The organism is Pseudomonas sp. B21-017, from assembly GCF_024749245.1.
GTDB lineage: Bacteria > Pseudomonadota > Gammaproteobacteria > Pseudomonadales > Pseudomonadaceae > Aquipseudomonas.
The window spans coordinates 4439229-4456690 of sequence record NZ_CP087194.1 but is presented as its reverse complement, the minus strand read 5'-3'; the positions used below and the strand labels follow the sequence as shown (position 1 = coordinate 4456690).

General features: G+C 63.1%; 3 protein-coding genes (1 of these 3 only partly in view). All 3 read left to right on the top strand.

Going from position 1 to position 17462, the window contains the following annotated elements; all coding sequences use genetic code 11:
- Tightly spaced (each overlapping or abutting the next), the 3 genes in view from LOY28_RS20055 to LOY28_RS20045 form a layout consistent with a single transcriptional unit that may run on beyond the window.
- On the top strand, positions 1 to 684 hold the 3' end of the coding sequence (locus LOY28_RS20055; RefSeq protein ID WP_258612431.1) for a non-ribosomal peptide synthetase. It extends 11697 nt beyond the left edge of the window; 684 of the gene's 12381 nt are visible here — the last part of the coding sequence; its start codon lies off the left edge, out of view; its stop codon occupies positions 682 to 684.
- Positions 684 to 14198, top strand: coding sequence for a non-ribosomal peptide synthase/polyketide synthase (locus LOY28_RS20050; RefSeq protein WP_258612430.1), 13515 nt, complete (start codon positions 684 to 686; stop codon positions 14196 to 14198). The genes LOY28_RS20055 and LOY28_RS20050 overlap by 1 nt, the downstream gene beginning before the upstream one ends.
- Positions 14195 to 17431 carry an amino acid adenylation domain-containing protein gene (locus LOY28_RS20045; RefSeq protein ID WP_258612429.1) on the top strand — a complete coding sequence of 1079 codons (3237 nt, stop codon included), beginning with the start codon at positions 14195 to 14197 and terminating at the stop codon, positions 17429 to 17431. Before LOY28_RS20050 ends, LOY28_RS20045 begins: the two co-directional genes overlap by 4 nt.
- The last annotated feature ends 31 nt before the right edge of the window (positions 17432 to 17462 follow it).

Genomic DNA, 17462 nt, shown 5'->3' with positions numbered 1-17462 from the left:
ACCCGCTATCAGGCCGATGGCGTGCTCGAGTACCGAGGCCGAATCGACCATCAAGTGAAGATCCGCGGCTTCCGCATCGAACTGGGTGAAATCGAAGCGCGCCTGCTGGAGCAACCAGCGGTCCGCGAAGTGGCGGTGCTGGCGCAGGAAGCCCTGGGCAATCAGCAACTGGTGGCCTACGTGGTCGCTTCACCACTGGGCCTAGAGGCTGCCGACGATCAGCAGTCCCTGCGCGATGAACTCAAGGCACGGCTCAGGGAGTCTTTGCCGGAGTTCATGGTCCCGGCGCACCTGCTGTTCCTCGAACAATTGCCGCTGACGCCCAACGGCAAACTCGACCGCAAGGCGTTGCCGACGGTGGAGGGCGGTCATTTGCAGGTGCGTTATGTCGCCCCGCAGAGCGAGCGGGAGCAGCAGATCGCGGCGATCTGGCAGCACGTACTGCAAGTCGAGCGAGTCGGCCTGCTGGATCACTTTTTCGAACTGGGCGGCCACTCGTTGCTGGCCGTCAATGTGGTTTCACGCCTGCAACTGGAACTGGGCTTGAAACTGACCCCGCAACTGATTTTTCAACACCCCGTACTCACGGATTTCGTCAGCAGTCTGGCCACCGCGGGTGAGCAGGTCGATACGTTGAAACTGAGCAAGCTGGACGCCCTGCTTGATGAAATGGAGGAAGCTTGATGGATACCAATGTCGCTTTGAAGATCGCCCGGCGCTTCATTACTTTGCCGCTCGACAAGCGCAGGGTCTATCTGCAGAAGATGCTCGAGGAGGGCGTTTCACCGGCGAACCTGCCGATTCCCGAAACCCAGTCGCAGTTCGATCCGGTGCCGCTGTCTTTTGCTCAGGAGCGCCAGTGGTTCCTCTGGCAGATGGACCCCGACAGCGCCGCCTACAACATCCCCAGTGCCATGCACTTGCAGGGCGAGCTCGACGTCGCGGCGCTCGAACGCGGTTTCAATGCATTGATTGCCCGTCATCAAAGCCTGCGCACCACGTTCCGGCAGCAGGATGAGCAAGCGGTGCAAGTGATTCATCCGCACATGAGCCTGACCGTCGCCGTGCATGAACTGGATGAACGCCCCGATGCCCTGTCGCCAGAGGCGCAGATTCAAGCGTTCGTCGCCGAACAGGCCGGGCAGCCGTTCGACTTGGTCAACGGGCCGCTGTTGCGCGTCAGCCTCTTGCGCCTTGGCGCGCAGGAGCACGTGCTGACCCTGACCCAGCACCACATCGCCTCGGATGGCGCGTCGATGCGGGTCATGGTCGATGAACTGCTGCAACTGTACGGCGCTTACCGCCAGGGCCAGGAACTCGCTTTGCCGGCGCTGTCGATCCAGTACGCCGACTATGGCATCTGGCAACGGCACTGGATGGAAGCCGGGGAGCGCGAGCGGCAGCTGGAGTATTGGCAGGCGCACTTGGGCGGCGAACATCCGGTGCTGGAATTGCCCACCGATTACCCGCGTCCGGCGGTGCAGAGCCTGCGTGGCGCCCGTCATGAGCTGGCGTTGCCGCCGGCACTGGGCGAGCGCCTGAGGGCCTTGGCCAAAAGTGAAAACGTCACCCTGTTCATGCTGTTGCTGGCGTCGTTCCAGACCTTGTTGCATCGCTACAGTGGCCAGGCCGAGATTCGCGTTGGCGTGCCCACCGCTAACCGCAACCGGGTCGAGACCGAGCGGCTGATCGGCTTCTTCGTCAACACTCAGGTGCTCAAGACCGAGTTCGACGCTCAGACCACGTTCAGCACGCTGCTGGCCCAGGTCAAACAGACGGCGATGGCTGCCCAGGCCCATCAGGACCTGCCTTTCGAGCAATTGGTCGAGGCTTTGCAGCCGGAACGCAGCCTGAGTTACAGCCCGCTGTTCCAGGTCATGTACAACCACCAGAGCACCGGCGCCAGCCAAAGCCGCCAGGGCACCGGCGAGTCGGCGCTGACGATCCGCCACTTGCATCAGCCATCGCGCACCGCGCAATTCGACCTGACCCTGGAAACGTTCGATGGCCCCGAAGGCCTCGGTGCACAACTGACCTACGCCACTGACCTGTTTGATGGCGCGACCATCGAGCGTCTGGCACGGCATTGGCAAAACCTGCTCGGCAGCCTGGTTGCCGATCCGCAGCAACGGGTGGGCGAACTGGCGCTGCTCGACGAAACCGAACAACAGCAGGTGCTGGTCGACTGGAACCGCAGCGCCGCCGAATACCCGACCGACCGTTGCATCCATCAATTGATCGAAGCCCAGGCCCGGCGCACGCCAGAGGCCACGGCGTTGGTGTTCGACGGGCAATCCCTGAGTTATGAACAACTTAATCGCCAGGCCAACCAGTTGGCCCATCGGCTGATCGAACGGGGCGTCGGCCCGGATCAGTTGGTCGGTATCGCCATCGACCGTAGCCTGGAAATGCTGATCGGGCTGTTGGCGATTCTCAAGGCGGGCGGTGCCTACGTGCCGCTGGACCCGCAATACCCTGAAGACCGTCTGGCGCACATGATCGAAGACAGTGGCTTGCAACTGCTGCTGACCCAGGCGCATTTGATCGGGCAACTGCCGATTCCGGCCGGCGTGCAGACCCTGTTGCTCGACCCGCAAGGCGAGCACGCTCGCGGTTACAGCGAGGCCGATCCGCAGGTAGCGCTCAGCGGTGAACACCTGGCGTATGCGATTTACACCTCCGGCTCCACCGGCAAGCCCAAAGGGGTGATGGTGCGCCATCAGGCGCTGGTGAACTTCGTGGTGAGCATGGTCAAGGAGCCGGGCATTGAAGCCCGGGACCGCATGCTGTCGCTGACCACGTTCTCGTTCGATATTTTCGGCCTGGAAATCTACGGCCCGCTGCTCAGCGGTGCCCGTGTGGTGCTGGTGGACAAGCACACCGCCCAGGATCCGCAAGCGCTGCTGGAGATGATCCGGCAGCAGCAAGTCACCGTGGTGCAAGCCACGCCGTCGACCTGGCGCATGTTGCTCGACCATGAACAGGCGCCCACCCTCCAGGGTTGTAAATTCCTCTGCGGTGGCGAAGCGCTGGCCGATGACCTGGCCCAACGCATGCTCGGTCTGGCGGGGCAGGTCTGGAACCTTTATGGCCCGACCGAAACCACCATCTGGTCGGCGGCCTGGCAGCTGACCCGCGAGCAGCGCCAGCCGTACCTCGGCCAGCCGATTGCCAACACCACGCTGTACATTTTGGGCGACGATCTGGCGCCGAATCCGGCGGGCTCGATTGGCGAACTGCTGATCGGCGGGGACGGCCTGGCCCGTGGGTATCACGACCGAGCGGCAATGACCGCCGAGCGCTTCCTGCCCGACCCGTTCGGCAACGGCGCGCGGCTGTACCGCACCGGCGACCTGGCGCGCCATCGTCACGACGGCGTGCTCGAATACATGGGGCGTATCGACCATCAAGTGAAGATCCGCGGTTTCCGCATCGAACTGGGTGAAATCGAGGCGCGTTTGCTGGAGCAGCCAGCAGTCCGTGAAGTGGCGGTGCTGGCGCAGGAAGCCCTGGGCAGCCAGCAACTGGTGGCCTATGTGGTCGCGCCGCAACTGGACCTCGATGCCGCCGACGAGCAACTGCGTCTGCGCGATGAACTCAAGGCGCGGCTCAAGGAATGCCTGCCGGAATTCATGGTCCCGGCGCATCTGCTGTTCCTCGCCAACCTGCCGCTGACACCTAACGGCAAACTCAATCGCAAGGCCTTGCCGGCGGTGGACGCGAGCCAGTTGCAGGCGCGTTATGTCGCGCCGCAGAGCGAACGGCAACAGCAAGTCGCCGCCATCTGGCAGGACGTGCTGAAGCTGGACCGCGTGGGCCTGACCGACAACTTCTTCGAGCTGGGCGGGCACTCCCTGCTGGTGACCCAAGTGGTGTCGCGGGTGCGTCGGGTGCTGGGCATTCAGGTGCCGTTGCGCAGCCTGTTCGAGCACAGCACCCTGGAGGATTTCGTCCAGGCGCTGGGCGCCGAGCCGGGCGAACAGTCACCGCCGATGACCCGGGTCGACCGTGACCAACCGCTGGCGCTGTCCTTTGCCCAGGAGCGTCAATGGTTCCTGTGGAAAATGGACCCCGACAGCGCCGCCTACAACATCCCGACCGCGCTGCGGATGCGCGGCGCGCTGGACAAAAATGCCCTGCAACGCAGCTTCGAGACGCTGGTGGTGCGCCACGAAAGCCTGCGCACAGCGTTCGTCGAGGAAGATGGCCGCACCTGGCAGGTGATCCGCCCGCAAGGTCGCGTGAGCTTTGTCGAACAACGCCTGGCTGCCAGCGATGAAGCGAGCATCAAGGCCTTCATCGAGAAGGAGACGCAACGCCCGTTCGATGTGCTCGACGGCTCGTTGGTGCGTTTCGTTCTGCTGCAGGTGGGCGAGCAGGATCACGTGCTGATTCTGACCCTGCACCACATCGTTTCCGACGCCTGGTCGTTGCAGGTGATGATCGACGATTTGATGGCCCTGTATGCGGCGATCAGCCAGGGCCGGCCGGCTGAACTGCCGCCATTGCCGGTGCAGTACGCCGACTACGCGGTGTGGCAGCGTCAATGGATGGCCGCCGGCGAACGGGATCGGCAATTGGCCTACTGGCGCGAAAAACTCGGCAGCGAACAGCCGCTGCTGGAGCTGCCACTGGATCATCCGCGTCCGGCGCAGCAAAGTTTCCGTGGCGCGCGTCTGCCGATCACCCTCGACGAATCCCTGAGCAATGCCCTGAAGGCCTTGGCCCGGCGCGAAAACGTCACGCTGTTCATGCTGTTGCTCGGCTCGTTCCAGACCTTGCTGCATCGCTACAGCGGCCAGGCGGATATCCGCGTCGGCGTGCCGATTGCCAACCGTAATCGGCTGGAGACCGAGCGTCTGATCGGCTTCTTCGTCAACACTCAAGTGCTGCGCGCCGAGTTCGACGGCCAGCTGACGGGCGCGCAATTGCTGCAACAGGTGAAGCAGGCGGCCATGGCGGCGCAGATGCATCAGGACCTGCCGTTCGAGCAACTGGTCGATGCGCTGCAACCGCAACGCAACCTGAGTCACAGCCCGCTGTTCCAGGCGATGTTCAACCATCGCAGCGAAGCGGCCTCGACGCTGGCCGAATCGTTGCCGGGCATCGAGCTGGCAAACCTCAGTTGGGAACACCGCACCGCACAGTTCGACCTGACCCTGGACACCAGTGATAACCCGCAAGGCCTGCACGCGTCGCTGACCTACGCCACTGATTTGTTCGAGCCATCGACCATCGAGCGCATGGGCCGGCACTGGCTGAATCTGTTGCAGGGCCTGGTCGAGGACATCCACCGTCCGGTCGGGCAATTGGCGTTGCTCGATGACCGCGAGCGGCAATTGACGGTCGCCGGTTGGAACGCCACCGCTGTCGACTACCCGTTGCATCACAGCGTGCAGGCGCTGATCGAAGAGCAGGTCGGTAAAACCCCGCAGGCGTGTGCGCTGGTGTTTGCCGAGCAACGCATCAGCTACGCCGAGCTCAATGGCCGCGCCAACCAACTGGCTCACGTGCTGATCGAGCAGGGCGTCGGCCCGGATGTGCTGGTGGGCATCGCGGTCGAGCGGTCGGTGGAAATGGTCGTGGGCCTGCTGGCGATTCTCAAGGCCGGCGGTGCCTATTTGCCGTTGGACCCGGAATACCCACAGGAACGTTTGGCCTACATGTTTGAAGACAGCGGCATCCAGTTGCTGCTGACCCAGAGCCATTTGCTTGAGCAATTGCCGATTCCGGCCGGCATTCGCAGCCTGGTGCTGGATCAGGACGGCGACTGGCTGGAAGGCCGCAGCGACGGTAACCCGAGCATTGATATTGACGGGGAAAACCTTGCCTATGTGATCTACACCTCGGGCTCCACCGGCAAACCCAAAGGCGCGGGCAACCGTCATTCGGCACTGGTCAATCGCTTGTGCTGGATGCAACAGGCCTATCGACTCGACGCCTCGGACAGCGTGCTGCAAAAAACGCCGTTCAGTTTCGACGTGTCGGTCTGGGAGTTCTTCTGGCCGCTGCTGACCGGTTCGACCCTGGTGGTGGCCGCACCGGGTGTTCATCGTGATCCGGCGCAGTTGATCGAGTTGATCACCGCGCAACGCATCACCACGCTGCATTTCGTGCCGTCGATGTTGCAGGCGTTCCTGCAAGACCCTGCGGTGGGCCAGTGCCGCAGCCTGACCCGGATTGTCTGCAGCGGCGAAGCCCTGCCAGTGGACGCGCAGCAGCAAGTGTTTGCCAAGCTGCCGAATGCCGGGCTGTACAACCTCTACGGCCCGACCGAAGCGGCCATCGACGTCACGCACTGGACGTGCATCGAGGAAGGGCGCGACAGCGTGCCGATCGGCCAGCCGATCGCCAACCTGGGTACTTACATTCTCGATCACGAGTTGTCGCCGGTGCCGGTGGGCGTGATCGGCGAATTGTATTTGGGCGGCGAAGGCCTGGCCCGGGGTTATCACCGTCGCCCGTCGCTCACGGCAGAGCGCTTCGCGACCAGCCCGTTCGGTGACGGCCAGCGTCTGTACCGCACCGGCGACCTGGCGCGTTATCGCGCCGACGGGGTGATCGAATACGCCGGGCGCATGGACCATCAGGTGAAAATCCGTGGCCTGCGCATCGAATTGGGCGAGATCGAAGCGCGCCTGGCCGAACACGCCGAAGTCCGTGAAACCGTGGTCATCGCCCAGGAAGGCACGCTGCTGGTGGCGTATGTGGTGCCGGCCCGTGACGCGTTGCTGCACGCCGACGATGAAACTCGCAACGCCTTGCAGCGCAGTCTCAAGGAACACCTGAGCCAGACATTGCCGGACTACATGGTCCCGCAGCATTGGCTGTGGCTGGAAAAAATGCCGGTCAGCCCCAACGGCAAACTGGAACGCAAAGCGTTGCCCAAGGCTGACACCACAGCCAGCAGCAAGGCTTACACCGCCCCGACCAGCGCCATCGAACAAGCATTGGTGGAGATCTGGCAAAGCGTGCTGGGTCGGCCGCAGGTGGGAATCAGCGACAACTTCTTTGAGCTGGGCGGCGATTCGATCATCTCGATCCAGGTGGTCAGCCGGGCGCGTCAGGCGGGGATTCATTTCAGCCCCAAAGACCTGTTCCTGCACCAGAACGTGCAAAGCCTCGCGGCGGTGGCGAAGGTCGGCGACAGCGACTTGCGCATCGACCAGGGCCCGGTCACTGGCGATACGCCGTTGCTGCCATTCCAGCAGTTGTTCTTTGAACGCGAGATGGCCGAGCCGCACCACTGGAACCAGTCGGTGCTGCTCAAGTCCGCCAAACCACTGCACGCCGAACACCTGGAGCGTGCGTTGCAGGCACTGGTCAGCCATCACGACGTGTTACGTCTGGCCTTCACCCGTCAGGGTAATAAATGGACCGCGCAGCATCGCTCCCCGGCCGAGCAACAGGCGCTCTGGCAACAGTCGCCGCTGCTGTGGACCTCCGAGGTTGCCGATGCGGCGGCACTCGAACAGTTGGGCGAACAGGCACAGCGCAGCCTCGAACTGGCGAACGGTAATCTGCTGCGCGCGGTGCTGGCGAACATGGCCGATGGCAGTCAGCGACTGTTGCTGGTGATCCATCACCTGGTGGTCGACGGCGTGTCCTGGCGGATTCTGCTCGAAGACCTGCAACAGGCCTGCGAGCAGTTGCAGGCGGGCCAAACGCTCACATTGCCGGCCAAGACCAGCGCCACCCAGGCCTGGGCGCGACGCTTGCAACAACATGCCGACAGCCCGGCGATGCAGGCTCAGCTGAGGTTCTGGCAAGAACAGTTGCAGGGTTCACGCAATGACTTGCCCTGCGATCGACCCCAGGGCGAGTTGCACAATCGCCACGCCTTGCATGCGCACACCCGACTGGACAAACAGCAAACCCGCCAGCTGCTGCAGGAGGCACCGGCGGCCTATCGCACGCAGGTCAATGACCTGTTGCTGACGGCGTTGGCGCGGGTGATCGCCGACTGGACGGGCGACGCCTCGACTCTGATCCAGCTCGAAGGCCACGGTCGCGAGGCGCTGTTCGACGAACTCGATTTGAGCCGCAGCGTGGGTTGGTTCACCAGTCTGTTCCCGGTTCGGCTGACCCCGGCGAGCACGCCGCAGGACTCGATCAAGACGATCAAGGAGCAACTGCGGGCGATCCCCGATAAAGGCCTGGGCTTTGGCGCGCTGCGCTACCTGGGCAATGACAGTACCCGGCAAATGCTGCAAGCCTTGCCCGTGCCGCGCATTACCTTCAACTACCTCGGCCAGTTCGATGCCGGGTTTGGCGACGAGGCGGGCGCACTGTTCACCCCGGCCAGCGAATCGGCGGGCGCGGAGCAAAGTCCGCTGGCGCCGCTGGACAATTGGCTGACCCTGAATGGCCGGGTGTTTGGCGGCGAATTGAGTATTGGCTGGACGTTCAGCGGGCAGATGTTCGATCCGTCGACCATCGAGCGATTGGCGCAGGCTTATGCGCAGGAACTGGGGCTGTTGATCGAGCACTGCTGTGAGGCTCGGCATCAGGGCCTGACGCCGTCGGACTTCCCGCTGGCCGGGTTGACGCAACGCCAGCTTGATTCATTGCCCGTGACGCCACGTCAGGTCGAAGACATTTACCCGCTGTCACCGATGCAGCAAGGCATGCTGTTCCATACCCTCTACGAGCAGCAGGCCGGCGATTACATCAATCAGCTGTGCGTGGATGTCGAAGGCTTGAACGTCGAGCGTTTCCGCGAGGCCTGGCAAGCAGCGATGGATGCGCACGATGTGCTGCGCAGCAGTTTTGTCTGGGACGGTGAGTTCAAGCGTCCGTTGCAGGTGATTCACAAGCAGCTGGCCGTGCCGTTCACCTTCCATGACTGGCGCGACCACAGCGATGTGGCCCTGGCGCTCAGCGAACTGGCGGCCGCGCAGCGCCAGCAGGGTTTTGACCTTGCCGCCGCACCGTTGCTGAACCTGACGGTGGTGCGTCTCGACACTGCGCGTTTTCACCTGATCTACACCAGCCATCACATCTTGATGGACGGCTGGAGCAATTCGCAGCTGCTCGGGGAAGTGCTGCAACGCTACAGCGGCCAGGTGCCGGCGAACACGGCGGGGCGTTATCGCAACTACATCGAATGGCTGACGCAACAGGACGCGCAGGTCACCGAAGGTTTCTGGAAAGGCCAGTTGGCCGGGTTCGATGAGCCGACCCGGTTGGCCAAGGCGCTGGTGTGGACCGGCAACGAAGCGGCCAACGCCGCCCAGGGCGAGCACTTCCTGACCCTGGACCAGGCGCAGACCGCCGGGCTCAATGGCTTTGCGCGGGAACAGAAAGTCACCCTCAACACCTTGGTGCAGGCAGCCTGGCTGCTGCTGTTGCAACGCTATACCGGGCTGGACACGGTCAGCTTCGGCGCCACGGTATCCGGACGCCCGGCGCAACTGGCCGGGGTCGAGCAGCAGATCGGTCTGTTCATCAACACCTTGCCGGTGGTCGCCAGCCCACGGGCCGAACAGCCGCTGGCGCAGTGGTTGCAACAGGTGCAGGCGCAGAACCTGGCCTTGCGTGAGCAAGAACACACCGCGCTGTTCGACATCCAGCGTTGGGCCGGGCAGGGCGGCGAAGCCCTGTTCGACAACATTCTGGTGTTCGAGAACTACCCGATCTCCGAAGCCCTGCAACAGGGCGCACCGCAAGACCTGCGCTTCGGTGAAGTGGGTAACTTCGAGCAAACCAATTACCCGTTGACTCTGTCGGTCAACCTCGGCGCCGAGTTGTCGTTTCAACTGAGTTTCGATCGTCAGCAGTTCGATGACGCCGCGATTGAACAACTGGCCGGGCATCTCGCGCACCTGCTGTTGCAGATGGTCGAGGCACCTGCCGTCAGTGCCGTAGGCGATCTGGCCCTGGTCTCGACCGCTGTGCGCGAGCCGCTGGCGCTGCCGGTCGATGAGATGTGCGTGCAGCGTTTGTTTGAACGGCAAGCCGAGCGCACACCGCAAGCGCTGGCGCTGATTTTCGACGAGCAACGCCTGAGTTATGCCCAGCTCAATGCCCAGGCCAACCAATTGGCCCGCGTGCTGCTGCAACACGGCGTCGGCCCCGAAGTGCTGGTGGGTATTGCGGTCGAGCGTTCGACGCAGATGATCATCAGCCTGCTGGCGGTGCTCAAAGCCGGTGGCGCCTACGTGCCGTTGGACCCGGAGTACCCGGCCGAGCGGCTGGGCGCGATGATCGAGGACAGCGGTCTGCGTGTGCTGTTGACCCAAAGCCACCTCGCGCCGACGTTGCCAGAAGCTGCGGGCGTGACCGTCCTGAGCCTGGATCAACTGGATTACCCGACCCAGACCGACAATCTGCCGCAGCGCAGTGGCCCGCAAAACCTGGCGTATGTGATGTTCACCTCGGGCTCCACCGGGCGCCCGAAAGGGGTCGGCATCACTCAATCGGCGCTGACCCGTCATACCCGGGTGGCCCTGGATTTCCTCGGCCTCACGCCGCAGGACCGCTCGCTGCAATTTGCCACGTTCAACTTCGATGCCTTTGTCGAGCAGCTTTACCCGGCGCTGATTTGCGGTGCCTCGGTGGTGCTGCGCGGGCCGGACATCTGGGACAGCGAGACCTGGTATCGCGAATTGCGCGACAAGCAGTTCAGCGTCAGCGACCTGACCACTGCCTACTGGAATATGTTGGCCAAGGACCTCGCGGCAGCGGGTCATCGTGACTATGGCGCGTTGCGCCAGGTGATCGTCGGTGGCGAAGCCATGCCGCCGGAAGGTGTTGCCGCCTGGGGCCAGGCCGGGCTGGGCCATGTGCGCCTGCTGAACACCTACGGCCCGACCGAAGCGACGGTCAGCGCCACGCTGCTCGATTGCAGCGACTACGTGTCCGGCCGCAACCCGTTGCCGGTGACCATGCCGATTGGCCGGGCGTTGGGCGGCCGGGCGATTCATGTACTCGACACCCAGGGCCAACCGGCGCCGGTCGGTGTGGTCGGTGAACTGGTGATTGGCGGTGAGCTGCTCGCACGGGGCTACTTCCAGCGCCCGGAATTGACCGCCGAACGCTTCATTCCTGACCCGTTCGATCCACTGGGCGGTGGCCGCGTGTACCGCACCGGCGACCTCGCGCGTTATCGCGCCGACGGCGTGATTGAGTACGTCGGGCGGGTCGATCATCAAGTGAAGATTCGTGGATTGCGCATCGAGCTCGGTGAAATAGAAACCCATCTGCTGCGGGTTCCTGCGGTGCGTCAGGCACTGGTGGTGGCGCAACCGGGCGCCATCGGTCAGCAATTGGTGGCGTACGTGGTGTTCGACGATCCGGCGCAAGCCAGCGCCGATTCATCCACGCTGGCGGCGTTGCGCGGTGACATCAAGGCACGCTTGAAGGCCAGCCTGCCGGATTACATGGTTCCGGCCCATGTGCTGTTCCTCGAAGGCCTGCCCCTGAGCCCGAATGGCAAGATCGATCGCAAGGCCTTGCCGGGCGTCGATGCCAATCTGGCGGCGTTGGACTATGTCGCGCCTGAAGGTGCACTGGAACAGCAGATCGCTACGGTCTGGCAGGACGTGCTGGAACTGCAACAGGTCGGCCGCGACGATCACTTTTTCGAACTGGGCGGGCATTCCCTGCTCGCGACGCAAGCGGTCTCGCGCCTGCGCAAACTCACGGCCTGTACGTTGAGCCTGCGCGACCTGTTCAACCATCCGCGACTCAAGGACCTGGCGGCGTGGATCGCGCAGCAGGGCACACTTGAGCCGAACGGCCACGGTGTGGTGCTCAAGGCCCATGGCACCCGGCACAGCGCACCGTTGTCGCTGGTGCAGCGTCGCTTGTGGATCGCCGAGCAATTGTCCGGCGGCACCGCGGCCTATGGCATGCCGATGGCCTTGCGTTTGCGCGGTGAGTTGTCGGTGGAACGACTGATCAGCAGTTTCGCCGAGGTGGTGCGTCGCCATGAAGTGCTGCGCACCGCGTATACCCAGGACGATGAAGGTGACCCGATTGCCGTGATCGCCGAGCAGGTTGAACTGGATTTCCCGGTGATCGATTTGTCCGGTCTGTCCCGCAGTGCCCAGGAAGAATGGGTGGCACAAGCGGCACTGGAAAACGCGCGCACGCCGATTGATATGGAACACGCACCGCTGTTGCGTGGACGGATCCTGCACCTGGGGCCGACCGAGCATGTGATGCTTTATGCGATGCACCACATCATTTCCGATGGCTGGTCGATGGGCTTGCTGGTCAACGAACTGGTGCAGATTTACCACCGCATCAAGGCCGGTGACCTGACCCCGTTGCCGGCGCTGGAGGTGCAGTATTCCGACTTCGCGCTGTGGCAGCAGGAACTGGAACAGCAAGGCGTGCTGGCGCGTCAGGCCGAGTACTGGAAAGCGCGGCTCGTGGGCTATGACGGGCAACTGAAGTTGCCATCGGATAACCCCCGTGGTTTGACACCGTCCTATGCGGGTGACTCGGTGCAGTTCCAGCTCACCACGTCACTCAGCACAGCCTTGCGCCAGTTGTCGATGGATGCGGGCGTCACGCTGTACAGCACGCTGCTGGCGTCGTTCCAGGTGTTGTTGCACCAGGTCAGCGGCGTTGCGGATGTGTTGGTCGGTGCCGACGTGGCCGGGCGTGAACAGCCGGAGCTTGAACGGTTGATCGGCTTCTTCGTCAACGTCTTGCCGTTGCGTTCGCAGTTCGACGCCGCCACACCGTTCGCCCGATTCCTGGGCCAGACCCAGGAATCCCTGCTCAGTGCCCTCGAGCATCAGGACCTGCCGTTCGACATGATCGTCGACGCCTCGGACGTGCCGCGGCACAGGGGCATGAACCCGCTGGTGCAAGTGTTGTTCGTGATGAACAACCTGCCGGGACGTACCCAGGCCCTGGGCGGTTTGAGCGTGGAATCGCTGCCGGCGCTGGAGACCCATTCTAAATTCGACATGGCGTTGTTCGTTGACGATGAAGCAGGGCAATTGCTGGGTAATTGGCAATTCGCCACAACCTTGTTCGGACACGAGCGCATTCAGCACCTGGTGAAGGCCTGGATAGCCCTGTTGGAACAGATCGTCGCTGATCAGGACATTCTATTGGGAGCTATCAGCATGCCAGTCGACAATTTAGCGGTGGCCGCCAAGCCTGCCGTCCCCGGACCCAAGGCCGACAAACTCGGCAAGTTCCTCAAGCGCGGCACCGCCCCGGCGGCCAAGGCCCGACCGGCACCGATCCGCGAATCGCTGATCGCCGCGCCACAGCCGTTCCCGCTGCTGCTGGAACCGAACGAGCCGCATCTGGACTTGATCGAGTGGATCAACAACAACCGGCCGCTGATCGAAGAAAAACTCGCCAGGCACGCCGGGATTCTGTTCCGTGGTTTCGAACTGGACGGCATTCAGGGCTTCGAGGCGTTTGCCGAAGCGATCCAGCCAGGGCTTTACGGCCAGTACGGCGATCTGCCGAAGAAAGAGGGCGGCAAGAACACCTACCGCTCCACGCCGTACCCGGAACGCAAGATGATCCTGTTCCACAACGAGAGCTCCCATCAGGACCGCTGGCCGCGCAAGCAGATGTTCTATTGCGAGCAAGCCGCGCCCATTGGCGGTGCGACTCCAGTGGTGGATTGCCGGTTGATGTACGAAAAACTGCCGGCGGACCTGCGTGACAAGTTCGAGGAAAAAGGCCTGCTTTACGTGCGCACCTTCACCGACAACCTCGACGTGTCCTGGCAGCACTTCTTCAAGACTGAAGACCGTGCCGAAGTCGAGGCCCGTTGCCGGGCCGGCGGCATCGAATGGCGCTGGCTCGACAACAATGAACTGCAAACCCGCACCCCAGGGCCGGCCATCATTCGTCACCCGGTGACCGGCGCCAAATCGTTCTTCAACCAGGTGCAACTGCATCACATCTATTGGCTGGAGCCGGACGTGCGGGAAGACCTGTTGTCGATGTTCGGCCTGGACCGCTTGCCGCGCCACGTGTTCTACGGCGACGGCACGCCGATCGAAGACGAAGTGATGCAACGCATCGGTGACTTGTACGAAGAATGCGCGGTGCGTTTCGACTGGCAAAAAGGCGACGCCATCCTGCTCGACAACATGCTGGTGGCCCACGCCCGTGATCCGTTCGAAGGCCCGCGCAAGATTGTCGTGGCCATGGGCGACATGTTCGACCGCAGCGCCCTTGAACGCGTAATGAACACCGAGGACACCGGAGCATGAACGAGGTATCGATGGACCAGCAGGACCTGGGTTACGCCTTGACGCCTGAACAGCAACGGTTGCTGGAGCAGTTGCCCAAGGCCCCGGCCTGTGGTGATGCGCTGCATTTCCTGGAGATCGAGATCCGCGGCGCCCTCGATCCGCAGCGGGTGCAAAACGCACTGGATCGCTTGCTGGCGCAACAGCCGATGCTGGTTGCGCGGCTGGGCAAGGCGCCGGGATTCCATGGTGTCCGACAGTTCGTCGGGGGGGCGGAGCGCTTCCCGCTGAGCGTGCAGGCGCGGGTCGATACCCCGGCCGGTATTCAGGCTCAGCTCACCGAATGGGCGGAACGTGCTTTTGTCGTCGGTGAATCCGAGGGCGCGCAAGCGGTGCTCTATCGCCTGGCCGATGATCAATGGAAATTGGTCTTGGGCCTGGCCCGGCACAGCCTCGATCAAAGCGGCGTGCGGTTGCTGTATCAGCAATTGGTGCGGGCCTATGGGCAACCAACGGCGGCGGACGATGATGAAGAGACCGGTGAATTCACCCAGTACCTGGAATGGCGCAGTGAAGTGGTGCTCGACGAAGACGCGGCCGGCGCACGTACTTACTGGCAGGAACACCTGCAAGGCGCCGATCCCGATTTGAGTACTCCGTGGCTGGCCTATCGCAACGGGAATCCTGGATTGTCGTCGGCCACTGAATCGCTAGCGCTCACGCTCGATCCGGCACTGCGCAGCGGTTTGCAGCAAGTGGCCGGGGCGTTGGAGCAATCGCCGAGTGTGGTGCTGCAAGCGGCCTGGTGGCTGTTGCTGGGTCGGCTCAGCGGGCATCAACAGGTGCTGGTCGGGGTGCGGCATGACAGTCGCGAAGATTACCAATACTTCAGCGATGCCGTGGGCGTGTTCGAGAAAACCCTGCCGCTGAACCTGCCACTGACGGCGAATGCTGGGTTCAGCACCTGGGTGGCAGAGTTGGCGGCGCGTCTGGATGAGCACCGTACATGGCAGGAGTACTGGGCGCCTGAACTGGCGCCGACGGCGGCTCGCCCGGCGTATGGTTTTGCCGTGTGCCGGGCCATGCAAGCCGCGACGTCCGCTGATCTGCAATGGACTCCGCGTTCGGCAGTGCGCGAAGCGCTGTTTGAATTAATGCTTGAACTGGAAACGGACGAGGCGGGCAATGCCCACGCGTTCCACCTGCATTACAACGCGTCCCGTTACTCGGTTCAGGCGATGGAAGGGTTGCTGGAGCAGTTGCGCGTATTGCTCGAAAACATCGTTGCCAATCTTCACGCCGAACTCGGTCAACTGAACGTGTTGGGAGCCGCCGAACAACAGCGCTTGCTGTCGATCAACCCGCCAGCGCGAGCACGGGTCGATAGCCGGTTCTTGCCGCAGCGCATTGCCGACTGGGCCCGGACCACGCCGCAAGCCATCGCCCTGACTGACGGCGATCAACGCCTGAGTTACGGGCAATTGCAGGCGAAGGTCGAGGTGTTGGCCCAGGCATTGAAAGCCCAGGGCATGGCGCCGGGGGCTATCGTCGCGCTGGCCTTGCCACGCTCGGCGGAGCTGGTGATCGCCATGCTCGCGGCGTGGCGCATCGGCGCCGCGTACCTGCCGCTGGACCCGCAATGGCCGCAGGCCCGTCAAGCCTTGATGCTGGAACAGGCCGGCGCTGCGTTGCTGCTGGTCGACGCCGGGCACATCGCGCAATGGCACGATTATCCGTTGCCCCTGGCGACCGTGGAGCGTGTGCTGCAATCGGCGCCGGCGAGCACGTCGGCCATCACCCTCGACACACAGGGCGATCAGGCGGCGTATGTGCTGTTCACCTCCGGCTCCACCGGTATGCCGAAAGGCGTGGTCATCGAGCATAGGCAATTACTTAATTACACCGCTCACGTCAGCCAGGCCCTGGGGCTGGATCAATGCCAGCAGTTCGGCTTCACCTCCACGGTGGCGGCGGACCTGGGCAACACGGCGCTGTTCGGCGCCTTGTTCAACGGCGCCGCACTGCATGTGGCCAGCGATGAGCAAATGCAGGACGGCAATTTGTTTGCCGACTTCCTGCAACGGCAAGCCATCGATTGCCTGAAGATCGTTCCGTCGCACCTGGCTGCGCTGCTCGACAGCGAACGCGCGCAACTGCCGCGCACGCTGGTGCTGGGTGGCGAGCCGATTGCCCAGGCATTGGTGCAACGGATCGCCGGTTTGCGCAGTGATTGCCGGGTGTTCAATCACTACGGCCCGACCGAGGCCACGGTCGGCGTGCTGGTTCATCCGCTGGATCTGGAGGCGGCGGTGCCTGACACCGGCGTGCTGTCCCGGGTGTTGGGCAACAATCAGGTGTTTGTACTCGACGATAACCTGCAACTGGCGCCGGTCGGTGTGCTGGGCGAGTTGTACCTCGGCGGCGCGCAGTTGTGTCGCGGCTACGTGAATGTCGAGGCCGATTCGCAAGTGTTCATCCAGAGCCCGTTCAATCCGCAGGAGCGCCTGTACCGCACCGGCGACCTGGCCCGCTATCGCCCGGATCTGGCGATTGCGTTGCACGGTCGGCGCGATCAGCAAATCAAGGTGCGGGGTTTCCGTATCGAACTGGCAGAGATCGAAACCGAGTTACTGCGTGTGCCGCAGGTCGCGCAAGCACTGGTGTTGCCGGGGCCGTCCGCGCAAGACGGGATGCTCGCGTTCATCGTGCCGCATCAGGCGCCTTCGGCGACTTTACTCGATGCCGTTCGCGACGAACTGGCGCGGCGTCTGCCCAGTGTGATGCTGCCGCAGCACTTGCAGTTGATCGACAGCTTCCCGCGACTGGCCAACGGCAAGGTTGACCGCAAGGCCTTGCAACAACTCGCGTCCACCTCGGCTGACGATGAAGGCATGCAGCCCCGCGATGCTCTTGAGCAATTGCTGGTGACACGCATGGCGCAGTTGCTGGGGGTTGAGCGTCTGGGCATCGACCGGGACTTTTTCGCCGCCGGGGGCCATTCCTTGCTGGTGATCAAACTGGTGGCCGGCATTCGCAAGTTGTTGCAGTGCGAAATCCAGCCGGGCGTGGTGTTTGACCATCCGACCGTGGCGGGTCTGGCGGCGGTGTTGCGCTCCCGGGAAAGCAGTCCGGGTCAGTTGGAGAAAATCGCCCAGGCGCGGTTGCGTCTGGACAATATGAGCCCCGAAGAAAAAGCGTTGCTCACCGAAAAAGCCCGGCAACTGCAAAACGCCAAGGCTGCACAAAACGGTTGAAGTAGCAGAAAAAAAGGCCGACGCCCAATGC

Excerpts from the sequence above, each read along its gene's own strand:
- LOY28_RS20050 (WP_258612430.1), top strand. The coding sequence starts at position 684 with ATGGATACCAATGTCGCTTTGAAGATCGCCCGGCGCTTCATTACTTTG.
- LOY28_RS20045 (WP_258612429.1), top strand. The coding sequence starts at position 14,195 with ATGAACGAGGTATCGATGGACCAGCAGGACCTGGGTTACGCCTTGACG.